Raw genomic sequence first — 21198 nt, 5'->3', positions numbered from 1 at the left:
ACCTAAAACAGATCTACATCACCGGCATCGATATCAGTTGTGTAGATTGCTCCCTTTTCTTTTAAATCTTCATAACTATACACGGCGTTCCGGCCATTTTCTTTAGCGTAGTAGAGTGCTTTGTCAGCTCTCTCAATCGCATTTTGGTAATATTCATTTGAAGAAATACTAGTAAAACCAATGGAGATGGTAATCTTTTCTATCAATGGAAAATCAGCATGGCCCACAAATTTGCGGAATGCTTCCAGTTTTTGAACCGCAGCTGATTTTGAAATAGGCTCCAGAATAATCAGGAACTCCTCTCCACCGTAGCGAAATAGCAGGTCTGACTTACGAAACATGCCCTTCATATATTGTGACAGTCTGAGCAGGACTTCATCACCGCATAGGTGCCCAAAGGTGTCGTTGATCTTTTTAAAATGGTCAATATCGATCAACGCTAACCACGTACTATCTTGTTGGGAGAGGTTTCGCTTCTCGTTGGTTGCCTGAAGTTCGCGCTGCATTTGCATTTGCTTTTCAACCAAGGAGTTATAACGACGTTCAAGTGAGCTGCGATTTAGAAGCCCGGTTAACTTATCTTTTTCAGACTGTTGTATCAGAATATTATAGTTAACGTAGATCTGCACCAACGCGTCGAGCATCAGCGTCTGTTCCGCAGTGAAGCTATCAGCAACTATCATTAGGCAATTAGTCTCTGTCTCTGACAGCTCTATTGGGACACACCTAAGCTCACCGGATTTCAAAGACTTGCGAACGTTTTTTCTCTGCCGACACGCCGTTGTCACCTGTTCAGTATGCGATGGTGAAGTGTGAGTTGGTAACCAACGCATCTCCCCAGTATCCTGCGTCTTTTTCAGACCAAGCAACACCTCGATAATTACTTCGCCATTTACAACGTAACTCTCAAGCAACTGTATCTCATGACACTTCATTAACTCGGTAATAGTCATCAGCAAACTGACTTCCAAATTATCTGTACTGCGAGAGCGAGTCAGCTTGACTATGGATGACAATAAATTTGTTTGCACATTAAGATCCTGTGTAACATTTACTCATTCACGTTGCGATTCACTTCGAGCAACCGCTTTATTTACTTGGTATCACTCTATCTCTTGCAATCTGACAAACACCAGCACCTGCTTACAACTGCCGATAATACTGTTATCCAACCAGTGAATATTTGACGATGTCCGTGTTTCAAAAACTTCCTGTATCCAAATATAAAGGTCATTAATCAAACCTTTGAGAGACTCGGCGATAATCACATCAAAGGGCTCTTCAACCCGGTGATACATCCCGACAACCAGCTCACTTAAGCTGACCGAGATATCCATGAATTCTTCAATAAAGAAGATCGCATTAGCCAGTTCCTGCAGTTCTTCAATTAGCTCTTTGCGATCTGATTCAAATAAGTCCTGTAAGTCATATTCCTCGGCATACTTTTTGAGGCTTGCAGCAATGCTGATTAGGTCTCTTAGCACCGATTCATCAATCGATGTAGAGGTAAAAAGCTCTACAGCACTGAGTTTTTCCATGTCTGCACCGACGCTATCGATGTCTGAATCGATAGCGAAGTCATCGAAATCAAAGAAATCTTCTTCATCGTTGCTTGTTGCGTCACTGGTATTGACGTAGTCCGATAGCATTTGGACGTTGCTCTTCAGCTCACTCTCTACTTTATCTTGGGCAGCTGTAGAGCCTTCAGATTTATCCAGCAGCCTCTTTTGTTCCAATTCCATCAAAAACTGTCTGAAGTACCCGCTCGACGACTTTAATCGCGTCAGGGAACGTCGTAAATCAGACAGGTCTTTCTGAATAGAAACAAAAAATTGCGCCTGCCCCTCATTGTCATTAACAGGGTAAATATTCCACTGTACGGGGTAACTAGTGCCATCTTTGCGATAGTTTGTCGTCGCACCAATAAAGTGCTCGCCAGAAACGAGTGATGCTTTGAGGCGTTTGATCACTTCAGGGTTGGTTTTCTCGCCACCCAAAATGCGTGGACTTTGCCCATACAGCTCTTCTTTGCTGTAACCGGTCATCTTGCAGAATCTCGGGTTGGCATACAGGATCCTATGATCATCGACACTGGCGTCAGTAATGATTACTGCTTCAAAGCTTTTCTCGAGCAAAATTTCTAATAGGCCTTGCAGTTGCAGAGAGTCCAACTTGTTAATATTCTTCATAATCCTGATGCTCTCCTGGCTTTCCTCTGTCGCGCTTACTCAGAGATGTTATCGCGGCCTTGATTATCCAGACTTTGTTGGTAAAACCCTTCCAACAATTCAATACTAACAGGCTTACAGAATAAAAACCCTTGCACTTGCCCGCAGCCCAGCTCAATAAGTTTTTCCAACTGTTGCTGAGTTTCGACCCCCTCTGCCACAACGGTGTAATCTAGCCGCTTGGCAAGCTCAATCGTTGAACGCACGATAGCAAACGATGTGTCCTTCTCGAGCATCGAAGACACAAACAAGCGGTCGACTTTGAGCTCATTGAACGGTAAGTCGTTAAGCTCCTGAATAGTAGAATAACCGGTGCCGAAATCATCCAATGAAATGCTGAAGCCCCGGATACGTAGCTTAGTCAGAATAGTTTTAATGTCTTTGGTCAGCTCTAGTGCAGACACTTCGGTTATCTCTAGGCAGATTCTTTTTGGGCTGACATCATAATCTTCGGCTGTTGCAATCACCCAGGCCAGAAAGTCATGACTGAGAGAGCCCGGATCGATATTAAAAGCAATGGTGACATGTTCAGGTATGGAAGAATGACAGAGCTCCTCTAGGCCTTTTTGAATCACCGTTTGGGTAAGCTTGGTCATTAAACCAGCAGCAATTGCTTTTTGTAAAAACTGTCCGGGCATGCAGGTGCCGAACAGAGGATGCTCCATGCGCACCAAACACTCAACTCCGCAAATCATATCGTTAGATGGGTTTAGCTTTGGCTGATAGGCCAACGTCAGCCATCCGGCATTCAGTGCTTGTTGTACATCAACACGGGATAGCTGTATTGATTGTGCTTCAGTGCCAGTAATTGGCACATTGTCCGATTGCTGCTTGCGGGTCAGTACTTCCTCAAATTGCGCGTAGGTGAAGGGCTTTAGCAGTTTACCAGCGAAACTCAATCCATAGTCTTGTAACAGGTCCTGAGCCGAACTAATAATACCTGCATCCATGCCCGAACAGATAATTATCGGTGTGGTGATTTGATGATCCTGCATGATTTTTACCACATCCAGACCGTCATGGCTTTGCAGCATTAAGTCCAGAAAGATCAGGTCAGCGTTGGCCAGTACACCATGGTCAATATGTTCAACCTCTGAAAAGGCGTGGGCATTCGCGCCCGATGCAGCGGCGTAGTGACACAGCACATCAATAATGTCCTTATCATCTTCAATGATAACGATGGAAAATGAGTTAGTTACTTCATCGTTAGCCATTATGCTGATTTGTCCTTCAACATGTCTGTCAAATCGTTCAACAGAGCATTTCGTTGACTTGCGTCATTTGAGTCTAGCACCAGTTGTTGAAGCCGGTGCAAACTTTCTGCTAGTTTATCTTCCTGTTTTGCACTGAAGAAAAGCATAGATTTCCACCTATCTTGGTCGCTATGAGAAATAGGCTGCTGGGAAAGAAAAGTCACGCATTTGTGTCTAGGATCCAGAGCTATGGTGGCGGCAAGTTGTCGTACTTTTTCCGAATTACCCTCCAGTCGCTGCAGAAATATACCGTCGGAATACAGTAAAAAGCCGTTAATATTCCATTTGCTGTTTCGCTCGGCAGATTCACTACGAATATCATTGAGTATGTATTCGAATTCACTGTCATTTGTATCTACCGCGCATTGACTGATGCAGGTAATTTCGAGCAGTTGTTGGGATTCAGATTTCGCGACGTTTGCAGCAAGCTGATGGCGCGCGGAATTAATGGCATCGGACAGTGCTTCAAACTTTTGCTCCATAGCCATCAACTGATCTTGATCGGCCTTTATTTTGCCCAGTCGCATCAGAGTAATCGGGCCACCTAATGACATCGCGCGGTTAGCGATATCATGTAGCCAGGTGCGCACTGTTTGAGAATCAACTGTCATGCTACACATACCTCGTGATTACTTTTACTTCATTCTAGAAGACTTAAATCGCTTTTGACTGCGACGCAGCAAAGCTCAGTACTTCCATCGCCTGTTGTTTACTGAGCGTTGCCCATGACTGGTCAGCGTAAGGCCATATGCCCTTATTCGTATTGGCAAAGCCCATTGCCCATTTATCAAACTGCGGCTCATCAATGTCTTTTTCGCCAATCACCTTGGCATTCTTATGGCGTTTGTCATGAGCAATTTTGTCAAACAAATGACGGACTTCATCTGAGGGTCCTTCAAGAACTTGTAGAAAATGGTCAAAGTTACACACCAGCATTCCAGAGATACCCTTCTCAGGGTTGTTACTGCGCGCTACTTTGAGGATTTGTGTCACCGTATCCGATGTAAACATGTCCTTTTCTACTTCACTCACGTAAACGAGTTGTTTTAAAGCATTCACGTTATACCTCCACTGAACTGCTCGCGATCTTCACTACTTGCGATAATAGGCTGTCACACGCTGACTTAACTCAGTCAGTGGCAGTACGTTTCTGTCACTCACCGCGCCCAATTCATATGCCGCTCCCGGCATTCCCCACACTACCGACGTTGCCTCATCTTGAGCATAGGTTACGCAGCCGGCTTGCGCCATATTGTTTAGTCCAACGGCGCCATCTCTGCCCATTCCGGTCAGGATCACACCTATTGCACTGGCGCCAATTTCTGACGCTACTGAATCAAATAACACATCGACACTGGGTTTGTGGCGATTCACTGGCTCACCATCATCAAGTACGATGACATAGTTACTTTGACGCTTCTTCACCGCCATATGGCGTCCTCCTGGCGCAATGTAGACACATCCTTGTCTGAGCACCTCCCCTTGTTCTCCCTCTTTCACATCGATAGGTAGAAGAGAGTTGAGACGGTTGGCGTAAGATGCAGTAAATCCAGCAGGCAGGTGCAACGCCACGACAATGGTTTCACGCTGGCAAAAACTGACATGTTTAAGCAAATGGCTTAGGGCCTCCAGCCCTCCCGTTGAACCACCAATGGCACAAATTCGGTGTGCCGCGACGATACCCTTTGGCGCCGCAGGCTGGCTGCTCTGGGCAACTTGCGCAACAGAAGGTGCCGCCGTTTGGGCCGCGGAGGCGGCGTTATCGGACAACAACCGCTGCTGCAAATCCAACAGCTTCAAGCGTGACACTTTGGATGCGGCATATACCTTGTCGCAAATATCCTGCTGGTAACTCTCCATCGAGTGAGCCAGATCTGCCGGTTTTTCAACGAAATCAAGCGCGCCTAACTCCAACGCCTCCATCGTCACTGTAGCCCCTTTGGCGGTTAGCGTAGAAATCATCACCACCGGGGTGGGCCGCAGTCTCATTAAATTGCGTAGAAAGGTAATACCATTCATTTTTGGCATTTCCACATCCAGCGTGATCACATCCGGGTCAGTATCTTTGATGACCTGACGGGCATCATGGGGATTTTCGGCAATGCCCACGACCTGAAAACGCCCGTCCTTCTCGAACAGGGTGTTTAACACTGATTGAATCAGCTTGGAGTCGTCAACGATGACTACACGTACCATACCCGTGTCCTACTCAAATAAATCCACATCGCCATAAGATTCTTCCTGTTTTTCAAGCGCTTTCTGATAACTGACTTCACGTTGTGAAATGGTATCGTTGTGTAAATGCTCTAACTTTTTCACCCATACTTTGCCGCTAAGGGGGTCAAAACGGACTTTTCTCGGATGCCTGCCACCCAGATCCGAGGCGAGCAGCGAAAAGCCTTCCAACGCCATAAACTTTTTCAGAAACTCAATGTTACTTTCACCGATTGACGTCATCTTTTTGATAATTTGGCCGCCTCCGAATGCCTTAAATTTGAGGTGGCGTTTCTCTCCCCCCGCCTTTATCACCTCATTAATCAGACGCTCCATTGCCACATCACCAAATCGAAATGACTCACTTGTAACGTCAATCTTTGCGGTGTTTTGCTGTGGCAGCATAAAGTGATTCATGCCACCCACATGGTTTTTCTCATCATATATACACGCCGAAACACAGGATCCAAGCACGGTAGTAATCAACTCATGCCTGCCTGTGACGTAGAACTCACCCGGTAAAATTTTAGCAGTGGGCAAATGTAACTGCCGGTCCATGAACCGGTTGATATGTTCAAAACCCGGCAGACAAGGAGGAATAGCACTCATAACGACCGTTTCTGATACATATTCTTGCCAATGGTCTGCCAGCTTGTATCGGAACGGGGTATCGACTCGGAGTGACCAAGAAACAAGGTTCCATCATGAGCAAGCTGCGCGGCGTAACGATCAAGGATCTCCAGTTTTTTATCCATTTCAAAATAAATCAATACGTTACGACAGAAAATACAATCAAATGTTTGGTCCATTTTCCATGGATAAATCAGATTGAGTTGTTTGAAATCAATCATTCCTGTGAGCTCAGGTTTGACCCGACAAAACCCCTCTTTATTGCCCTTGCCTCGCTTAAAAAACTTACGTTTTGTATCAATGTCGTAAGCGTCAATCGCTTCCAGTGGATAGATACCGGCTTTGGCCTTCATCAAGACGTCAGTATCGAGATCAGTAGCCAGCATTTTTACGTTAATGCGTTTTTGTCTACAAATCGGTAAAATATTGACCAGAATACTGTAGGGTTCTTGTCCCGTGCTGCATCCTGCCGACCAAATATTTATGGTGGGTTTTGACCAACTAGAGATAATCTGTTTTAAATGAGCAAAGTGATGTGGCTCGCGCTCAAAAGCGGTGACATTTGTCGTGATCGCGTTGATAAATTCACGAAATTCATCCTTATCTTTCTCTACCCGCGTAATATAATCAGTAAAATTGTTCAGTTTTAATGCGCGAAGACGCTTTGCGAGCCGCGCATAATACATCTCATATTTATCGTCGGTAACATGAATGCCAGAATAATCATGTGCCAACCGGCGGAGGCGGTCGAACTGTTTGAAAGAAAAATCAAACTCTTTGTCCGCTTTCAAAATTATACTTCTCCCTGAATGGCAGACAGGTCATGATCACCTAATAGAAGAAGCTGCGATAACACTGCTTCCTGCACGTCATGTAGCTTTATCTTCACCTGTCTAGCATGACAGGTCTTCAGGACGCTAACCAATAGTTGATAACCGCACGAGTCAAGCATGGATAAATTTTGCGCATCCAGCGATAGTTCACGTAACCCTGCATTACCCAGTAGCGCTGACAATTCCTGTTGCATGGCTTCTACGACCTGCACCGTCAAACGCTCTGGCAATGGGTAACTGAGCTGTTCTGCTCCGTTTTCATCCACCCGGTCAGGCATATCCTCAGATGGTTCTTGCGGTTCAAGGTCGCCATCACTCGACGTTTCCTGCAGCCGCGCGTCCTCATCCATTACAGACTCCTCAGCAAGCCACTCGAGAGGATCGTGACCAAGTTTTTCATCATCAGTTTGAGATTTTTTACTCACCTAGCGTTCCTCCTGCAAAAGTTGGCTGGCAGCCTGCCGAAACTCCTTGCATGCCATGCTGCGCGGCGCATAACGTGACACCGGCATGCCATGACCGGGACACTCAGCAAGCACGGTACGCTCCCGTACAACCTGCTTGATCACGTCCTGTTTGAAATAGTGGCGTATCTTTTCTTCTGCCTGTTGACTGACCTTACGACTCTGATAGCGGCTGATCAAAATCCAGCAGCGACGGAAGTCACCCATGACCCTTTCAAATCGTTTGATTTGTTGGGTCATCTCCGACAGCCCACTCAATCCAAAATAATCAGGCGTCACCGGCACCAGTAATTCCTGACTGGCAGCGATCGCATTGACCACCAAAAATCCATTAGAAGGCGGACAATCAATCAGAATAAAGTCGTACTGCTTTCGCATCGCCTGAATGGCTTTGCGCAGTCGCAGTCCCCTGCCCGGTTTCATCTGCACCGATTCGAGTCGAATCAGCTGCTGACCGGCAGGCACCACACTCAGCCCTGAAAATACTTCTACCACTTCATCGTCGAGACTGGATTCAGACTGAATAACACGATACACGCCATGCTCAGGCTTACTAAAAATGCCAAAGTGCTGTGAACAATGCGCCTGTGGATCCATATCAATTACCAGTACGTTGTTGCCTTTTTGCACCAACGCGTCAGCCATATTCACGCATACTGTGGTTTTGCCTACGCCGCCCTTTTGGTTAACACAGCTGACAATTCGCGTCATTCCACTCCGTCACTTACTACTGAGAGCTGAGACTGTATCTTGTCAAAATCCTTGGCACTCACCAGATTGATCAGATCAAGCAACAACACTATGTGGTCATTGTGCTTAAACACGCCAGCAACCACACTCTTACTGCTATCATTCATATCCGGCGGCGTCTTAATCTTCTGCACAGCGATACTCATGACATCCGACACAGCATCGACCACCAGGCCCACTAGACGAGGTGTATTACCCAAGGTTATCTGCACCACCACTACCACGGTTTTGTCGGTAATGGGGTTCTCCCGTGCGCCAAATACCAGACGCAAATCAATAAGCGGTATCATATGATCGCGAAAATCAATTACACCCAGCCAACAGTCCGGCGCGTTTGGCATGCGTCGCAAGCCTTCCAGCACACGAATCTCTTGCACGTCGGTAATGTGCATGGCAAAGGATTCGTTGCTGACATTGAGATTCAGCAATTCCAGTGAGTCAGCAGACTGATGCATCATTGCTCAGAACTCTTCCCAATCTTCATCATTGGTCTGTGGCATCGCTTTCACCGCCTTTGGCGCAGACGCCGGTGCCGATGGCTGTCTGGCCACCACTCGTTGCTTGGCAGGCGCTGACGCCATCATGGGGGCCTCATCGCCACCTTCCACTTTGAAGAATGACACGCGCTCAACCATATCATCGACCTGTTGCACGGAGGACTGACTGGCCGATGATGCCTCTTCAGCCAGGGCCGCGTTCTGCTGTGTGATATCATCTAGTTCGGCTACCGCCTGATTAACCTGAGCAATACCGCTAGCCTGCTCGTTGGTAGCATTATCGATATCTGAAATAAGCGTCGACAGCTGGTCAACATGGGCAATGATTTCTTTTAAGGATTCACCACATTGGTTGACCAGATCGCTACCCGACTGCACCTTAGTAGAGCTGTCATCAATGAGTTCTTTAATCTCTTTGGCTGAGGTGGCAGAGCGCTGAGCAAGGTTACGCACTTCATTAGCCACTACCGCAAAGCCACGACCGTGTTCTCCAGCTCGGGCGGCTTCTACTGATGCATTTAGTGCAAGTAAGTTAGTCTGGAAGGCAATTTCATCAATCACACCGATAATAGCGCTGATTTTGTTTGAACTTTCAGTGATCTCATTCATTGAGGTCACCGCTTTGGACACTATCAATTCGCCTTCTTTGGCCTGATTGCGTGCTTTACCCGCAGCAGTATTCGCTGTTGATGTATTATCCGCGGTGCTGCGAACATTGCCGGTCAGCTCTTCCAGACTTGCTGCTGTCTCCTCGAGATTAGACGCCTGCTTCTCTGTCCGTTCTGACAACTGATCGTTACCAAGAGAGAGCTCATGGTTAGCCGACCGAATCGAATCTGCACTCGTTTTGATATTTGATATCACACTGTTGAGACGTCTTGTCGTATTGTTAAGCGCCTGTTTAACCTCACCAAACATGCCCTGATACTCATTAGTGATTTGCACACGCATGTCACCATCAGACACCTGCTGCAGCGACGTATTTACATCCCTGACAAAAGCGTTGACGGTTTGTGACAGGTCGTTCAGACCGTTGGCAATGTTGAGGAAGAAACCTTCTTTGCCTTCGGTACTAATGAGTGCGCCAAGATTGCCCTGCGCGACACTGGTCACCAGTTTTTCCACTTCCTGCTCAGTTTCAACCTGCAAGGTGATATCGGCCCACTCGACCACAAAGCCGATACGCTCACGTGCCTCGTTATATACCGGTGAGGCAATCAGATTGAAGCGACGACGGCCGACCTGAATTCGGGTTCTGTAAGTGGTTTCCAGCTTGGACAGCATATTACGCTGATGAGCCGGGTTTTTATGGAACTGATCGATATTCTGCCCAAGCAAATTATTGGCGTTGAAATTGGGGAGTTCTTTACGTAGGTCAGACTCGGCGTCTCTTAACATACTCTGTACGGAGTCATTCATATAAACGATATTGAGTTCTGCATCAGACACCATAACATTCGTCGTCACGCCATCGAGCGCCGATTTGATACGGGCATTCGCTTCTGCAATCAACGCTCGGCGATTGCGATCGGTCACATCTTCCCACTCAAGCGTCGTACCAAGGCGCGTTCCTGCATCGTCAAATACGGGCGTCGCGGTGAGTGCAAAGGTCATTTCGCCAAGGCTGATTTCGGTATTGTAAGTGGTTCTAAGGTCCGCCAGTAAATTGCGTTGATGGGAAGGATTTTTATGGAAAATATCAATATTCACGCCAATCAGACGATCGGGGTCGAAATCTGACTTTAGCAAACGGAAGGTATCTACATTTGCTTTCATCATGCCATGCAGACTCTTGTTCATATAGATAATGTTGCAGTCAGGGTCGGCCATCATCACATTGGTATTTACATTATCCAATGCGACCTGCAGTCGGACATTATCTCGCTGACGCGCTTCCTGCTTCAGCTTGTCAGTAAGATCGTGCCACTCCACCACAAATCCGGCAGCGCGATTCTTAGTGTCGCTGAGCGGATTGACCACCAGTCCAAAAGACAAAGGGCCGACTTTAATAGTGGTTTCATAAGTACTGGTCAGGCGACTTAACATCTGACGTTGATGCTGAGGGTTGGCGTGGAAGGTATCGATATTCGTGCCGATTAACGAGTTCACATTAAAGCTACGAATGTGCTGACGAATTTCCTGTTCATTTCGGGCCAACATCTGTTTCAGTGAATCATTCACAAAGGTGATGTCCAGATTGGCATCAGCCATCATGATATTGGTAGTCATTGACGCCATGGCCGATTCAGATGCACTGAGTTTGTCAGCAACCATATCGACATTACTCTGTGATTCATTTATCGCCTCTTCGACCACGCTAGCGTTGCGCTTGGCCCACATGAAAATGGCAGCAGCAGTCACCAACTGCGTTGCGAACACGGCTAAAATCCACGGATTAGATGGATACTGCCATGCCGACAGTGCCAGTGCGATTGCGAGCAACACGCCGACAAGTGTGAATATTGTCTGTTGGTTGGTGTTCATATCACTTCCTCTTCTAAAGTACCGACCTTAAAAGTCGGCGATATCCAATACGGCGTCTATTTCTAACAACACGGCCATGCCTCCTTTCACATCCGTGATCCCTCTCACAAAGCGATTGGAGATGGTTAAATCAAATTTTTCAGCACTTTCAATGCTGTCGGTATTAAGGTTGATCACATCGCTAATGCGGTCCACCACAATCCCCATGGTTTTTTCACCGTCTTCGGTCATAACACTCATGATCAGTACGATAGTTTCTTTGTCTGCCTCGCGGCGAGAAAGTCCGAACCGGGCACGCAAATCGACGATGGGCACAATGGCTCCCCGCAGATTAATCAAGCCAACGACATAGTCTTTCGCATATGGCACCCTTGTCATGGTCTGCCAGGTTCGTATCTCGCGAACTCTAAGAATGTCGACGGCATAGGTAATGGTATCAAGCGAAAAGCTTAGCCATTCCTCGTGGCTTACAGCATCATCACTATCATCAGCAAGCGAGTCTGTAGACTGTAGATTTTTCATGTCATCAAGCGCCATCTAATGCACCTTCAACCGCTGCGTCAGAGCGCCAACATCCAGAATAAGCGCCACTGAGCCATCACCTAATATGGTCGCACCGGATAGCTCATCCACCTTGATATAGTTGGCTTCCAGCGACTTCACCACGACCTGTTGATGGTTGGACAGCTCATCTACAATCAAGCCGTACTGCTGTTTGTCACTTTCGACCACCACAACCAGCAATGTGTCGGGCAGAGGCTCGCCGCTGTTGTGACAGCCAAAGGTCTCTGCCAGATTCAGTAATGGAATAAACTGATCTCGCCATTTAAACGACACATTCTGTTTGCCAACCCGGTTAATGGCCGATGATGAGATCTGAATAGACTCTATAATCGCCAGCATGGGGATAACGTAAGTTTCTCCCGCTACGCTTATTAACTGACCATCCAGAATGGCCAGGGTGAGCGGCAGTCGGATACTGAACGTTGTACCCTGTCCCTCTTCTGAACGTACTTCAATCTGGCCCCCTAGCGCTTGAATATTGCGACGCACTACATCCATGCCTACGCCGCGGCCAGAAAGGTCGGTAACACTTTCCGCGGTCGAAAAACCCGGCGCAAATATAAGCTCTTTTATGGCCTGTTCGCTAAGTCGCTCAGAGCCTTTTATCACACCCTTTTCAATCGCTTTTTGTCTGATTTTCTCAACTGGCAGCCCCTGACCGTCGTCGCCCACTTCGATGATAATGTTACCAACCTGATGAAACGCCTTTAGCGTCAGCTTACCCTGTCGCGGCTTACCATTCTCTTCACGCTTTGCAGGTAGCTCGATACCGTGGTCAATACTGTTGCGCACCAGGTGTACGAGTGGATCCGTTAATTCCTCGATGACGGTCTTATCCACCTCCGTGGTCTCACCGATGATCTCAACGTCTATTTCCTTACCGAGTTGAATACATAAATCCCGCACCATGCGCGGAAACCGGCTAAAGCAGAAATCGATTGGCAGCATACGAATTTGCATGACGCCTTCCTGCAAGTCTCGGGTATGCCGTTCCAACTGACCAAGCCCTTCTTGCAAACGTTGCAGCTGTGGAAAACGCTCCAAATCTTTGAAAGTACTGAGCATAGATTGAGTGATGACGAGCTCGCCGAGCAGGTTAATCAAACCGTCAATCTTCTTAAGCTCTACACGAATCGACTGTGTCGCCCGCTGTTTATTAGCTTGTGCAGGTGCCGTTGCAGACGATGGAGAAGGTGCGGCTGTGGCTTCCTCGCTAGACGGTGACGGAGCAGTGCTTGCTTTTTTACTGACATCAGGGGTTGGCGCATCAGTTTGTTGATTGCTGCTGGATGAAGACGCGTCCTTACAAGTAAAAGTTAACTCCGCGTCATCTTCAATCCACAGAAAAATTTCTGACAAGTCTTCCTTACTTATAATGTCATTAGCTGAGAGGTCTATCTGCCACTCGATATGTAAGTCCAGAGCAGACAAATCATTAAGTTCTGGCACTCGTTCTGTGTTGCAGGTTACCTCTAAGTCACCCAATTCTGACAACTCATCAAGGTAACGCAGTGGCTCATTGCCGGATAATAAAAGCTGGGGAGAAGGCACAAACGCAATCTGCCAGTGCTTCCCCTGATCTGCACCTGTCTCAGCGAGTTGTTCACTCTGCTGTCCGTCGCCAGAGGCCACATCATCAATCAAAAACTGCAGCTTTGCTTTAACGGCTTCAATTTGTTGCGCGTTAACGGCCTCGTCAAATTGATAATGATTAACCAGATTGCGTAGACAATCGAGACACTCAAACAAACAATCCACGACTGCCTGGTCCATGCTGCGGGTTCCAGCACGAACCATGTCCAGGAGTGTTTCCATTACATGAGTGAAGTCAGCCAGCGCACTCATGCCAAACGTGGCACTGCCTCCTTTCAAAGAATGCGCCGAGCGAAAGATGTCATTAATTACTTCATCATCGACATCAGGCAAATGCAGTGCCAGCAGATGCTGTTCAATAGTGTCCAATGCTTCGGCGCTCTCGTCGAAGAATACTTGTCGAAAACGCTCCATTGGATCTGTCATCTACGGCACTCGCTTATTTAAGGACCTTGTTGACCACAGCAACCAGTTTTTGTGGGTCAAACGGCTTGACTATCCAGCCTGTTGCACCAGCCTGCTTACCCTGCATTTTCAAATCCTGACCGGATTCTGTCGTCAACATTAAGATTGGTGTAAATCGATAGCCTTCATCCTTGCGCAGTGTGCTGATGAACTCGATACCATTCATGACCGGCATGTTGACGTCTGAAATGACCAAATCAAATTGCTGCTGGCGCGCCGTATTCAGCCCTTCTTGGCCATTTTCGGCTTCTGCTACCTCGTGACCCTGCTCGCTTAAGGTGAAGGTCACCATCGCACGCATGGATGCAGAATCGTCGACAGTCAAAATTTTAGCCATAGTGCTCCCTTGTAACGTTTCGTTTTACTTATAAAGGATAAGAATTCTTTCACTATGCATTAGGTATAGCAGCACTAATTGAAAGTGAAAGGCAAAATTTAGTTTTTTTTTAAAAAAAAACTTTTTGTTAGTCAGAATCTTAGACTAGTGTTAAGTCAAAATGATTTTAGTGATTTATGTCAACCTTTTTAGCGCAATAGCATGCTAGGTTTTAACAACGTGAGATTGCGACGTCATTGAGTGGAGTAACATCGCCTATGAAGCACCCTGTGCTGATTGCTGAGGATGACGACGACTTATTGTCAGTGCTAAGCCTGATGCTGGAAGATGATTTTGATCTGACGCTGGCATCGGATGGGCAAACTGCCATTGACGAGATAAGCAAACAGCATTTTCATTTTATCATTGTTGATATCCACCTGCCGGTGAAATCCGGATTAGACATCTGTCGTCACGTTGCTGCACTCAATCCTAATAACCGTCCTTCTGTCGTGATCTTATCTGGAGATCTGGCAGAGAAAACCGTCGAAGAAGCCTATTCATTGGGCGCCAGTGATTACATAGGCAAGCCTTTTAATGTAGTCGCATTTCATCAACGTGTTATGCGCCTGTCACGGGATATCACCCAGATCAATGCCTTACAGCAGGATGACGCCAAGAAGCGCACCCTTGCTGAAACGGCTATGAAGCAGGCTGCGGCATATGGCAGCGGCCTGGAACTGTTAGCCCAGCTTAACCAGTGCCAAACCGTTGAACGCTTTATGGAAGTGTTGACTAACGGCCTACTTGCGCAAGGCTATCACTGTGCCGTTGAATTTCGTGTCGCCGACGCGCGCTACCACTTTGACGTAGACACCCGGGTCTGCAGCGACAACGAGATAAAAGTCTTCGAGCTTCTTCACGATAAAGGCAGAATTTATCATTTCGGTAAACGCACGATTTTTAACGAGCCAACTGCGTCTATTTTGGTCAAAAACATGCCAACCGAGGGCACCCTGTCTTACGATGCCGCAATTGACTTATTCGCCAAGTTAGTCCCCGCGGTTGGTAGTCGTTTTGTCTCTTTACTCAACGTCATCACCATGCAGACCACCAGAGCGTCGCTGCATGACACCATTGATATGGTCAAGCAGGCGATCGCCAATATGGAAATCGACAGAAAACAAAAAATGCAGGATATCGCAGCAACGATCGGTGTGAGTTTCCATGAACTGGACATGACAGAAGTACAGGAAAGCTTTTTCCTTAATTTAATTGAGAAAAAGCTCAATGAAGATGCGTCAAACGAAACCTTTCTGTCAGTAGTTAACCTGCTGGATGAATGCGCTAAAAACTTGGAAATTGATGACTCTGCCGTTCAGGAAGAGCCTGAAGATCACGACGATATTGAACTATTCTAGTCTTGCCCGTCCGACAACCAACGTTGAAATTCAGCGGCAGCAATCGGTTTACTGAAATAATATCCCTGAAACACTTCACACCCCTGCGACGCTAGTGTGTCAACCTGATGCCTGTGTTCAGTGCCCTCAGCCACGCTTTTTAAACCCAAAGTTTTACCTATCGCGATTATTGAACGGATCAATTCCTGACTGCGATGTTCTCCCACTTTATCTACAAACGACTTGTCAATTTTCAGCACATCCAAGGGCAATTCAGATAGATAGCTCAGGGAAGAATAGCCAGTACCGAAATCATCCAAGGCTATTTTAATCCCTTCCTTCCTGAGACTCGATAACACCTCTACAGCGTTGTCGACATTGGCAAGTAAGCCCGATTCGGTTAGCTCAAGTTCAACCAGATATGCTGGAATGGCATATTCAGCCAATAGCTTAAGTAACCCGGTTGCAAAATCAGGATCGTTAATCTGCGATGCCGTCACATTAATGGAAACTGGCACCAATGCATGCCCCTTGGATTGCCAATCTCGCATTTGCCGGAATACTGATTCCATCACCCATAGCCCAAGTCTAAAGATCAGTCCAGATTCTTCTGCCACGGGGATAAATTCGGCTGGGGAAATAAACCCATCGTCATCGTGGTGCCAGCGAATCAATGCTTCCGCACCTACCAACTTTCCATCGTGGGTCGTTTTGGGCTGATAGGCCACTGACAAGCCACTATTTTTTTGCAGCGCCTCATTAAGCAAGAGCTCAATATGGCGTTTACGTTCTATGCTTTCTACCAACTTGTGCTCGTACACCCTGTAGCGACGTCGTCCGTCATCTTTTGCCAGGTGCATGGCGTACTCTGCTGCGCTGAGCAGATCAAAAGAGCCCAGTTCATAAGAAGGAAACACCACTGCCCCCATCGAGCAGCTCAGATTAATTTTACGATCACCAATTACACAGGTTTTCTCAATCAAAGCGCTGATGGCTGCCCATTGCAGATCGATGATAGCGCCTGGTTTTCCCTCTGTCGGGGGTAACGCAATAGCGAACTCGTCGCGGCTGGTGCGGCTGACAAACATATCGTTGCTGGCATAGTTTTTTAATCGCTCAGCAAGCACTTTTAGGATCCTGTCACCCACATCGTAACCAAATTTATTGTTCACTTCTGCAAACCGGTCAATACCACACACCAAGAGCACAGAGTCCATGCCGACTTGCTTTGACTTGTGTGTGAAACTTTGAAGTTTCTCTATCAGCTTTGCTCTATTCGGCAGGCCGGTCAGATAGTCCACGTAGGCCATCTGCCTGAGTTTTTCATTGCTCTGTTCCTGACGCAGTTCTGCACTAAGTCGCGATGCGAAAACATCAAGTGCGGTTTGCACGGTGCTCTGCTGCTTTTTAATAGGATGACAAAACAATAAGGCAATCAGTCCAATTGTCTGTCCTGTGGCATCGACTATGGGATAACCGATATAGGCTTCGATCCCTTCATCGGCCAGCATGGCATCTTCTGGAAACAAATCAGCGACATGATCTTCATAAACACAGGTATCATCTGACAGCACATTCTCGCAGGGAGTACCACGTCGGTGATAGGAAAAGTTATCTTTAACACTCTGATGTTTGATAAATGCACGGGTTTGTATCTGCATGGCATCATCCGCTTTCGGAAAACCGATGATGACATAATCGGCTCGACTAAACTTGGCAAGCAACCGGCCAGCTTCAACATAAAAGTTAGCACGAGAACCCGATACGGATATTTTCGCCAATGCTGCGAACAGGTCCTGCATAGCATTTCTTTGGTCTTGTTCTTCTTGTAGACGCCTGGCGTTATCAGCAAACCCTGCCGCCACTGATACTGCGATAACGACAGATAAAAAGGTCCAGGGAATGCCGCCGGTATACACCCAGAAATCCTGCATTCTATCTAAAGCGTAGCCGGTATAGCTGCTACCAAGCTGTAACAAGATTGTGAACAGAAGCGTGTAAGCAATAAGTGAGCGATGGCGTCTTAATAACCGCCATGAAAAGTAAGCAAGTACAAACGTGTTCACCAGATAGGCAAGATGCAGAAAGATATAGTATGCATTTGGGCTGCCTTTTAGCAGGTATGCGACATCACCGAACATGGTGGTATATGATACTAATTCCGGTTGCGCACCATATCTGATGGTGCCATCCATCATGAAATTTACCACCACCACCGGTACAGATAGTGCCGCAAAAAGTGTGCTCACCTGGATGGTATATTTAAATTTTGCCCATAAACCAAATGCGTAACAAATTACCGGATAACTGATGAGCAACACAGCGGTGTGCAACTTGCTGTATTCGACCGCAACATGAAGATTAGACTCGCTAAGCAAGCGCAGGGATAGTGCATTAAACAAGAACACCAGTACGTTTAACACGCCCAGTGCCAGAAAGTGATTTTGTTTGTATTTTTTACCGGTAAGAAAAAATGCGCCGGCGCAAAATAGATTTAAAGCAATTAACGCAGTGTAAAAGGCCGTCAAGACAAATACTTACCATTGGTTTTATCGAATATGAATAGTATGAACGCCAATAAGGATTTCGCAACCAGTTAAGTAGATTGATTTAAGAGTGGTTTTTCATTGCACCAAGATCATTTGAGGGCTACTTTTAAACGAATAACAAAAGATACCGAGAACTCACCATGCGCACTGCTATTTATGTTGGTTTACCTTTACTTTTTCTGTCACATCAGGCCGCCGCTGAACTTAGTGCCACTGCCTCAGTCGTCTCTGATTATGTTTTTCGCGGCATAAGCCAAACAGATAGCAGCCCTGCGCTTCAGGGTAGCATTGACTATGCTCATGAAGGAGGAATGTATATTGGCGCTTGGGCGTCAAACGTCGATTTTGGCGATGATGCAAACGTTGAAATTGACTATTACCTCGGTTTTTCTGAAGACATTGGTGCAATGACATTAGACGTCAGTCTGGTTTATTACACCTACACAGGTTACGAGAGCGAAGATGAGTCTGATTATGGGGAAGTCATCATCGGCGCAGGATTTGGCGACACAACATTGACTCTGGCCCATGCAATTGATTACGTGCAAAGCGGAGAGAGCGTGACCTACATCGGTGCCTCTCACGACATAGCCCTACCCTATTATGACTTACTATTAACGCTGAATGCCGGCTACTCATTCGGCGAAGATGCATTGGGCAGTAACTACGCAGACTATGGCGCAACCTTGTCCAAAACATTCAACGGCATCGATACATTTCTGGCTATCTATTCAACAGATATAAGTGATGACGATACCGCTGACGCTAGGGTTGTTGTGGGCGCCTCGTATTCATTTTAATCAACGCAAAGACAGCATCACACTTTTAATCGACTAAGCTGTTGTTCAACTTGATCAACTAAATTCTTTGAGTTGATGCTTTGTGCCTGTAACTCATTGCCCAGTTTAGCCAGGTGCCGGCTGCTATCCGACACTAACGTCAGACGCATATTGATATCCTCTGAAACCGTGCTTTGCTCTTCTGCAGCGCTGGCAACCTGGGTCGCACCTTCGCTTATCTCTTCAACACTGGCGAGCGTCTCGTTTAGCCTGTCCAGACTTTCTGTTGTTTTCCCCACGGTGTCCGATACAGACTGATGGATTTTCTCCAGTGAGCTCACCGTGCTGTTTACATCAGATTGAAGATTATCGATGAGCGTTGCAATCTCCTGTGTGGAGCTTTGCGTGCGTGCCGCTAGGTTACGTACCTCATCAGCCACAACCGCGAACCCTCTACCCTGCTCTCCGGCTCTGGCAGCCTCTATGGCCGCATTTAACGCCAACAGATTCGTTTGCTCAGCAATCGACTGAATAGTGCCAACAATGCCAGAGATATCTGCGCTTCGATGTGCGACCTGACTCACCTGCTGTGAAGAAACATCAATACCGCGCGCCAAGGCTTCAACGTTTTGTACGCTCTCCCTCAGCGCAGTTTGCGTTTCATTGACCAGTTCTGAAGCGCGACTGCTGCCGGCCGCAGTATCTGCAGCAACTTTAGCCACTTCTGAGGCGGCTGCCGCCATTTGAGTTACGGCTGTCACGACATTATCCAGCTCTGCTTGTTGACGTTGCGTGTCACCTTCCACCTCATTAGAGATGGTATGCAGCTGTTTCTGCTGGGATGCCAACTCTTGTACACTGTGCTTGGATACGCGAATCATATCGGCCAGTTTTGTGATGAAGCGGTTAAAACCATTGGCCAGGTTGATAAGCTCTGCATGCTTTCTGATATCAACCACCTGCGTCAGATCTCCCTCTTTGTCTGCCAATTCAGAAATCGAATCTGACACCACACGAATAGGTGCAGTGATTGAATTGGTCAGCCAAAACGCCGCCGCCACGGCAATTCCCGCAGACAGCACGGCAAACACGAGAAACGTGGTGGTAGTGCTTTGCAAACTGTCACTTGCACTGTTTTTCATTTCGGTGACGTTTTGCAGGGCCACCTGCTCTGGAATAGAAATAATCAATGTCCAGGTAGTATCCGCCTGCTCTATGGTTACCGGCACTTTAACCATCCAGACACCTTTACTTTTCAACAATTCCTGATTACTGCCAAGCGCACTTTGTAATGACTGACTGACGTCACTGACGGGCTGGGTAAGCTGCTTCTCAAACTGACTTGAGGCAATCAATAGACCTCGTTGGCTAATTAACTCAATATCCGCCTTTCCATCAAACAGCGATGTTGCATATTGCTCTACCCATTGCTGCACAACCGGTAAGTTGATGTCTACGCCTACCAGCCCACGAAACTGCCCTGACACCACAACAGGGGCAGACAATGTCGTCATCAGTTCTTCATTACCCTCATCTATTTCATAAAGGTATGGGTCCAGTGCACAGTTATTTTTCGTGTCTCTACTGCATAAGTACCATTCAGCTTCACGAATACCATTGTCATCTTTATTGGCGGCATATTTTTCCTGTTCACTTTCAACTGGGTATAAAACGGCAACCCCATTCTCTTTGACAAAATACACTTCCAACGAGCCAGACGGTGTCGAATGCGAGCCAAATGTTGTCCAATTTCCATCGTCATTATCATATCCATTTGGCTCAAACTGAGCATACATGGCACTTATCGTTCTGCTGCCCTCCAGCGTGGACGCAGTCAGTCGGGTGACGTCCTCTCGGCTTAATGGTTGTCCTGGATAGGCAGTATCAGCCAATATTTTGGCCAAACCGATAGCAAGTGCGAAACTTTCGTTGATCAACGCCGTTACCCTGCTAGCCTGATATTCACCTGCCACTTTCATTCGCGAAATCACCGTCTGTTCCAGGCGAGATTCGTTAAGTTTAACTTGCTCTGATGAGAACGATGTGAGGCTGGTGAGGGCAACCACACCATAGATCACAGACAACAGCGTAACGATGGCAATCAAAAACAGCGCCATTTGCGCTTTAATCGAACTATTTCGGGATAGCATGTTGCAGGGATTCCTTTGCAAAAAACGGC

Annotated in this window: 19 protein-coding genes; 2 read left to right on the top strand and 17 right to left on the bottom strand. The window is 47.0% G+C overall.

All coding sequences use genetic code 11. The features are described from left to right. Positions 1-2: 2 nt before the first annotated feature. The 15 genes from G441_RS17985 to G441_RS0105280 form a co-directional block, all read right to left on the bottom strand. Entirely contained in the window at positions 3-953 is a 951-nt protein-coding gene (locus G441_RS17985) for a GGDEF domain-containing protein (protein WP_240485091.1), read from the bottom strand. 150 nt (positions 954-1103) lie between these two features. Next, entirely contained in the window at positions 1104-2189 is a 1086-nt protein-coding gene (locus G441_RS19185) for a PAS domain-containing protein (RefSeq protein WP_051275361.1), read from the bottom strand. 35 nt (positions 2190-2224) lie between these two features. Beyond that, the gene (locus G441_RS0105340; RefSeq protein WP_026375390.1) at positions 2225-3442 is read right to left on the bottom strand and encodes an EAL domain-containing response regulator; all 1218 of its coding nucleotides are present in this window, start codon (positions 3440-3442) and stop codon (positions 2225-2227) included. Next, positions 3442-4092 (bottom strand): BLUF domain-containing protein, encoded by a 651-nt coding sequence (locus G441_RS0105335; RefSeq protein WP_026375389.1) that lies wholly within the window; start codon positions 4090-4092, stop codon positions 3442-3444. Before G441_RS0105335 ends, G441_RS0105340 begins: the two co-directional genes overlap by 1 nt. A gap of 43 nt (positions 4093-4135) precedes the next feature. Beyond that, positions 4136-4540 (bottom strand): BLUF domain-containing protein, encoded by a 405-nt coding sequence (locus G441_RS17975; RefSeq protein WP_051275360.1) that lies wholly within the window; start codon positions 4538-4540, stop codon positions 4136-4138. 33 nt (positions 4541-4573) lie between these two features. Continuing rightward, on the bottom strand, positions 4574-5677 hold the full coding sequence (locus G441_RS0105325; protein ID WP_026375388.1) for a protein-glutamate methylesterase/protein-glutamine glutaminase: 1104 nt from the start codon (positions 5675-5677) through the stop codon (positions 4574-4576). A gap of 9 nt (positions 5678-5686) precedes the next feature. Beyond that, on the bottom strand, positions 5687-6304 hold the full coding sequence (gene cheD, locus G441_RS0105320) for a chemoreceptor glutamine deamidase CheD (protein ID WP_034474497.1): 618 nt from the start codon (positions 6302-6304) through the stop codon (positions 5687-5689). Next, positions 6301-7116, bottom strand: a complete 816-nt coding sequence (locus tag G441_RS0105315; protein ID WP_051275359.1) for a CheR family methyltransferase — start codon at positions 7114-7116, stop codon at positions 6301-6303. The genes cheD and G441_RS0105315 overlap by 4 nt, the downstream gene beginning before the upstream one ends. 2 nt (positions 7117-7118) lie before the next feature. Continuing rightward, the gene (locus G441_RS0105310) at positions 7119-7583 is read right to left on the bottom strand and encodes an STAS domain-containing protein (protein ID WP_026375385.1); all 465 of its coding nucleotides are present in this window, start codon (positions 7581-7583) and stop codon (positions 7119-7121) included. After that, a complete protein-coding gene (locus G441_RS0105305; RefSeq protein WP_026375384.1) occupies positions 7584-8333 on the bottom strand; it encodes a ParA family protein in 750 nt (249 codons plus the stop codon). After that, complete coding sequence (locus tag G441_RS17970; protein ID WP_051275358.1) at positions 8330-8830, bottom strand: chemotaxis protein CheW; 501 nt, start codon at positions 8828-8830, stop codon at positions 8330-8332. Before G441_RS17970 ends, G441_RS0105305 begins: the two co-directional genes overlap by 4 nt. A 3-nt stretch (positions 8831-8833) precedes the next feature. Then, positions 8834-11353: a methyl-accepting chemotaxis protein gene (locus G441_RS17965; protein ID WP_051275357.1), complete on the bottom strand. Its 2520-nt coding sequence runs from the start codon at positions 11351-11353 to the stop codon at positions 8834-8836. Positions 11354-11380: 27 nt separating this feature from the next. Next, positions 11381-11875, bottom strand: a complete 495-nt coding sequence (locus G441_RS0105290) for a chemotaxis protein CheW (RefSeq protein ID WP_026375383.1) — start codon at positions 11873-11875, stop codon at positions 11381-11383. Positions 11876-11890: 15 nt separating this feature from the next. Next, entirely contained in the window at positions 11891-13936 is a 2046-nt protein-coding gene (locus tag G441_RS0105285; RefSeq protein ID WP_026375382.1) for a chemotaxis protein CheA, read from the bottom strand. 13 nt (positions 13937-13949) lie between these two features. After that, entirely contained in the window at positions 13950-14312 is a 363-nt protein-coding gene (locus G441_RS0105280; RefSeq protein WP_026375381.1) for a response regulator, read from the bottom strand. 257 nt (positions 14313-14569) lie between these two features. On the opposite strand from G441_RS0105280, the gene G441_RS0105275 reads away from it, so the two are divergent. Then, the gene (locus tag G441_RS0105275; protein WP_026375380.1) at positions 14570-15712 is read left to right on the top strand and encodes a response regulator; all 1143 of its coding nucleotides are present in this window, start codon (positions 14570-14572) and stop codon (positions 15710-15712) included. Here G441_RS0105275 and G441_RS0105270 read toward each other — a convergent pair. Beyond that, positions 15709-18219, bottom strand: a complete 2511-nt coding sequence (locus tag G441_RS0105270; protein WP_026375379.1) for a putative bifunctional diguanylate cyclase/phosphodiesterase — start codon at positions 18217-18219, stop codon at positions 15709-15711. The two genes, G441_RS0105275 and G441_RS0105270, sit on opposite strands and share 4 nt — an antisense overlap. Before the next feature lie 161 nt (positions 18220-18380). Between G441_RS0105270 and G441_RS17960 the strand changes: the two genes are divergently transcribed. Next, positions 18381-19040 (top strand): TorF family putative porin, encoded by a 660-nt coding sequence (locus tag G441_RS17960; RefSeq protein WP_051275355.1) that lies wholly within the window; start codon positions 18381-18383, stop codon positions 19038-19040. Between the two features lie 17 nt (positions 19041-19057). On the opposite strand, the gene G441_RS0105260 is transcribed toward G441_RS17960, so the two are convergent. Continuing rightward, entirely contained in the window at positions 19058-21169 is a 2112-nt protein-coding gene (locus G441_RS0105260; RefSeq protein ID WP_034474494.1) for a methyl-accepting chemotaxis protein, read from the bottom strand. Between the last annotated feature and the right edge of the window lie 29 nt (positions 21170-21198).

The organism is Aestuariibacter salexigens DSM 15300 (genome assembly GCF_000429145.1).
In the GTDB taxonomy this organism is placed as follows: domain Bacteria; phylum Pseudomonadota; class Gammaproteobacteria; order Enterobacterales; family Alteromonadaceae; genus Aestuariibacter; species Aestuariibacter salexigens.
This window is presented reverse-complemented; position numbering and strand designations above follow the sequence as displayed.

Excerpts from the sequence above, each read along its gene's own strand:
- G441_RS17985 (WP_240485091.1), bottom strand. The coding sequence starts at position 953 with ATGACTATTACCGAGTTAATGAAGTGTCATGAGATACAGTTGCTTGAG.
- G441_RS19185 (WP_051275361.1), bottom strand. The coding sequence starts at position 2,189 with ATGAAGAATATTAACAAGTTGGACTCTCTGCAACTGCAAGGCCTATTA.
- G441_RS0105340 (WP_026375390.1), bottom strand. The coding sequence starts at position 3,442 with ATGGCTAACGATGAAGTAACTAACTCATTTTCCATCGTTATCATTGAA.
- G441_RS0105335 (WP_026375389.1), bottom strand. The coding sequence starts at position 4,092 with ATGACAGTTGATTCTCAAACAGTGCGCACCTGGCTACATGATATCGCT.
- G441_RS0105325 (WP_026375388.1), bottom strand. The coding sequence starts at position 5,677 with ATGGTACGTGTAGTCATCGTTGACGACTCCAAGCTGATTCAATCAGTG.
- cheD (WP_034474497.1), bottom strand. The coding sequence starts at position 6,304 with ATGAGTGCTATTCCTCCTTGTCTGCCGGGTTTTGAACATATCAACCGG.
- G441_RS0105305 (WP_026375384.1), bottom strand. The coding sequence starts at position 8,333 with ATGACGCGAATTGTCAGCTGTGTTAACCAAAAGGGCGGCGTAGGCAAA.
- G441_RS17970 (WP_051275358.1), bottom strand. The coding sequence starts at position 8,830 with ATGATGCATCAGTCTGCTGACTCACTGGAATTGCTGAATCTCAATGTC.
- G441_RS17965 (WP_051275357.1), bottom strand. The coding sequence starts at position 11,353 with ATGAACACCAACCAACAGACAATATTCACACTTGTCGGCGTGTTGCTC.
- G441_RS0105290 (WP_026375383.1), bottom strand. The coding sequence starts at position 11,875 with ATGAAAAATCTACAGTCTACAGACTCGCTTGCTGATGATAGTGATGAT.
- G441_RS0105285 (WP_026375382.1), bottom strand. The coding sequence starts at position 13,936 with ATGACAGATCCAATGGAGCGTTTTCGACAAGTATTCTTCGACGAGAGC.
- G441_RS0105280 (WP_026375381.1), bottom strand. The coding sequence starts at position 14,312 with ATGGCTAAAATTTTGACTGTCGACGATTCTGCATCCATGCGTGCGATG.
- G441_RS0105275 (WP_026375380.1), top strand. The coding sequence starts at position 14,570 with ATGAAGCACCCTGTGCTGATTGCTGAGGATGACGACGACTTATTGTCA.
- G441_RS17960 (WP_051275355.1), top strand. The coding sequence starts at position 18,381 with ATGCGCACTGCTATTTATGTTGGTTTACCTTTACTTTTTCTGTCACAT.
- G441_RS0105260 (WP_034474494.1), bottom strand. The coding sequence starts at position 21,169 with ATGCTATCCCGAAATAGTTCGATTAAAGCGCAAATGGCGCTGTTTTTG.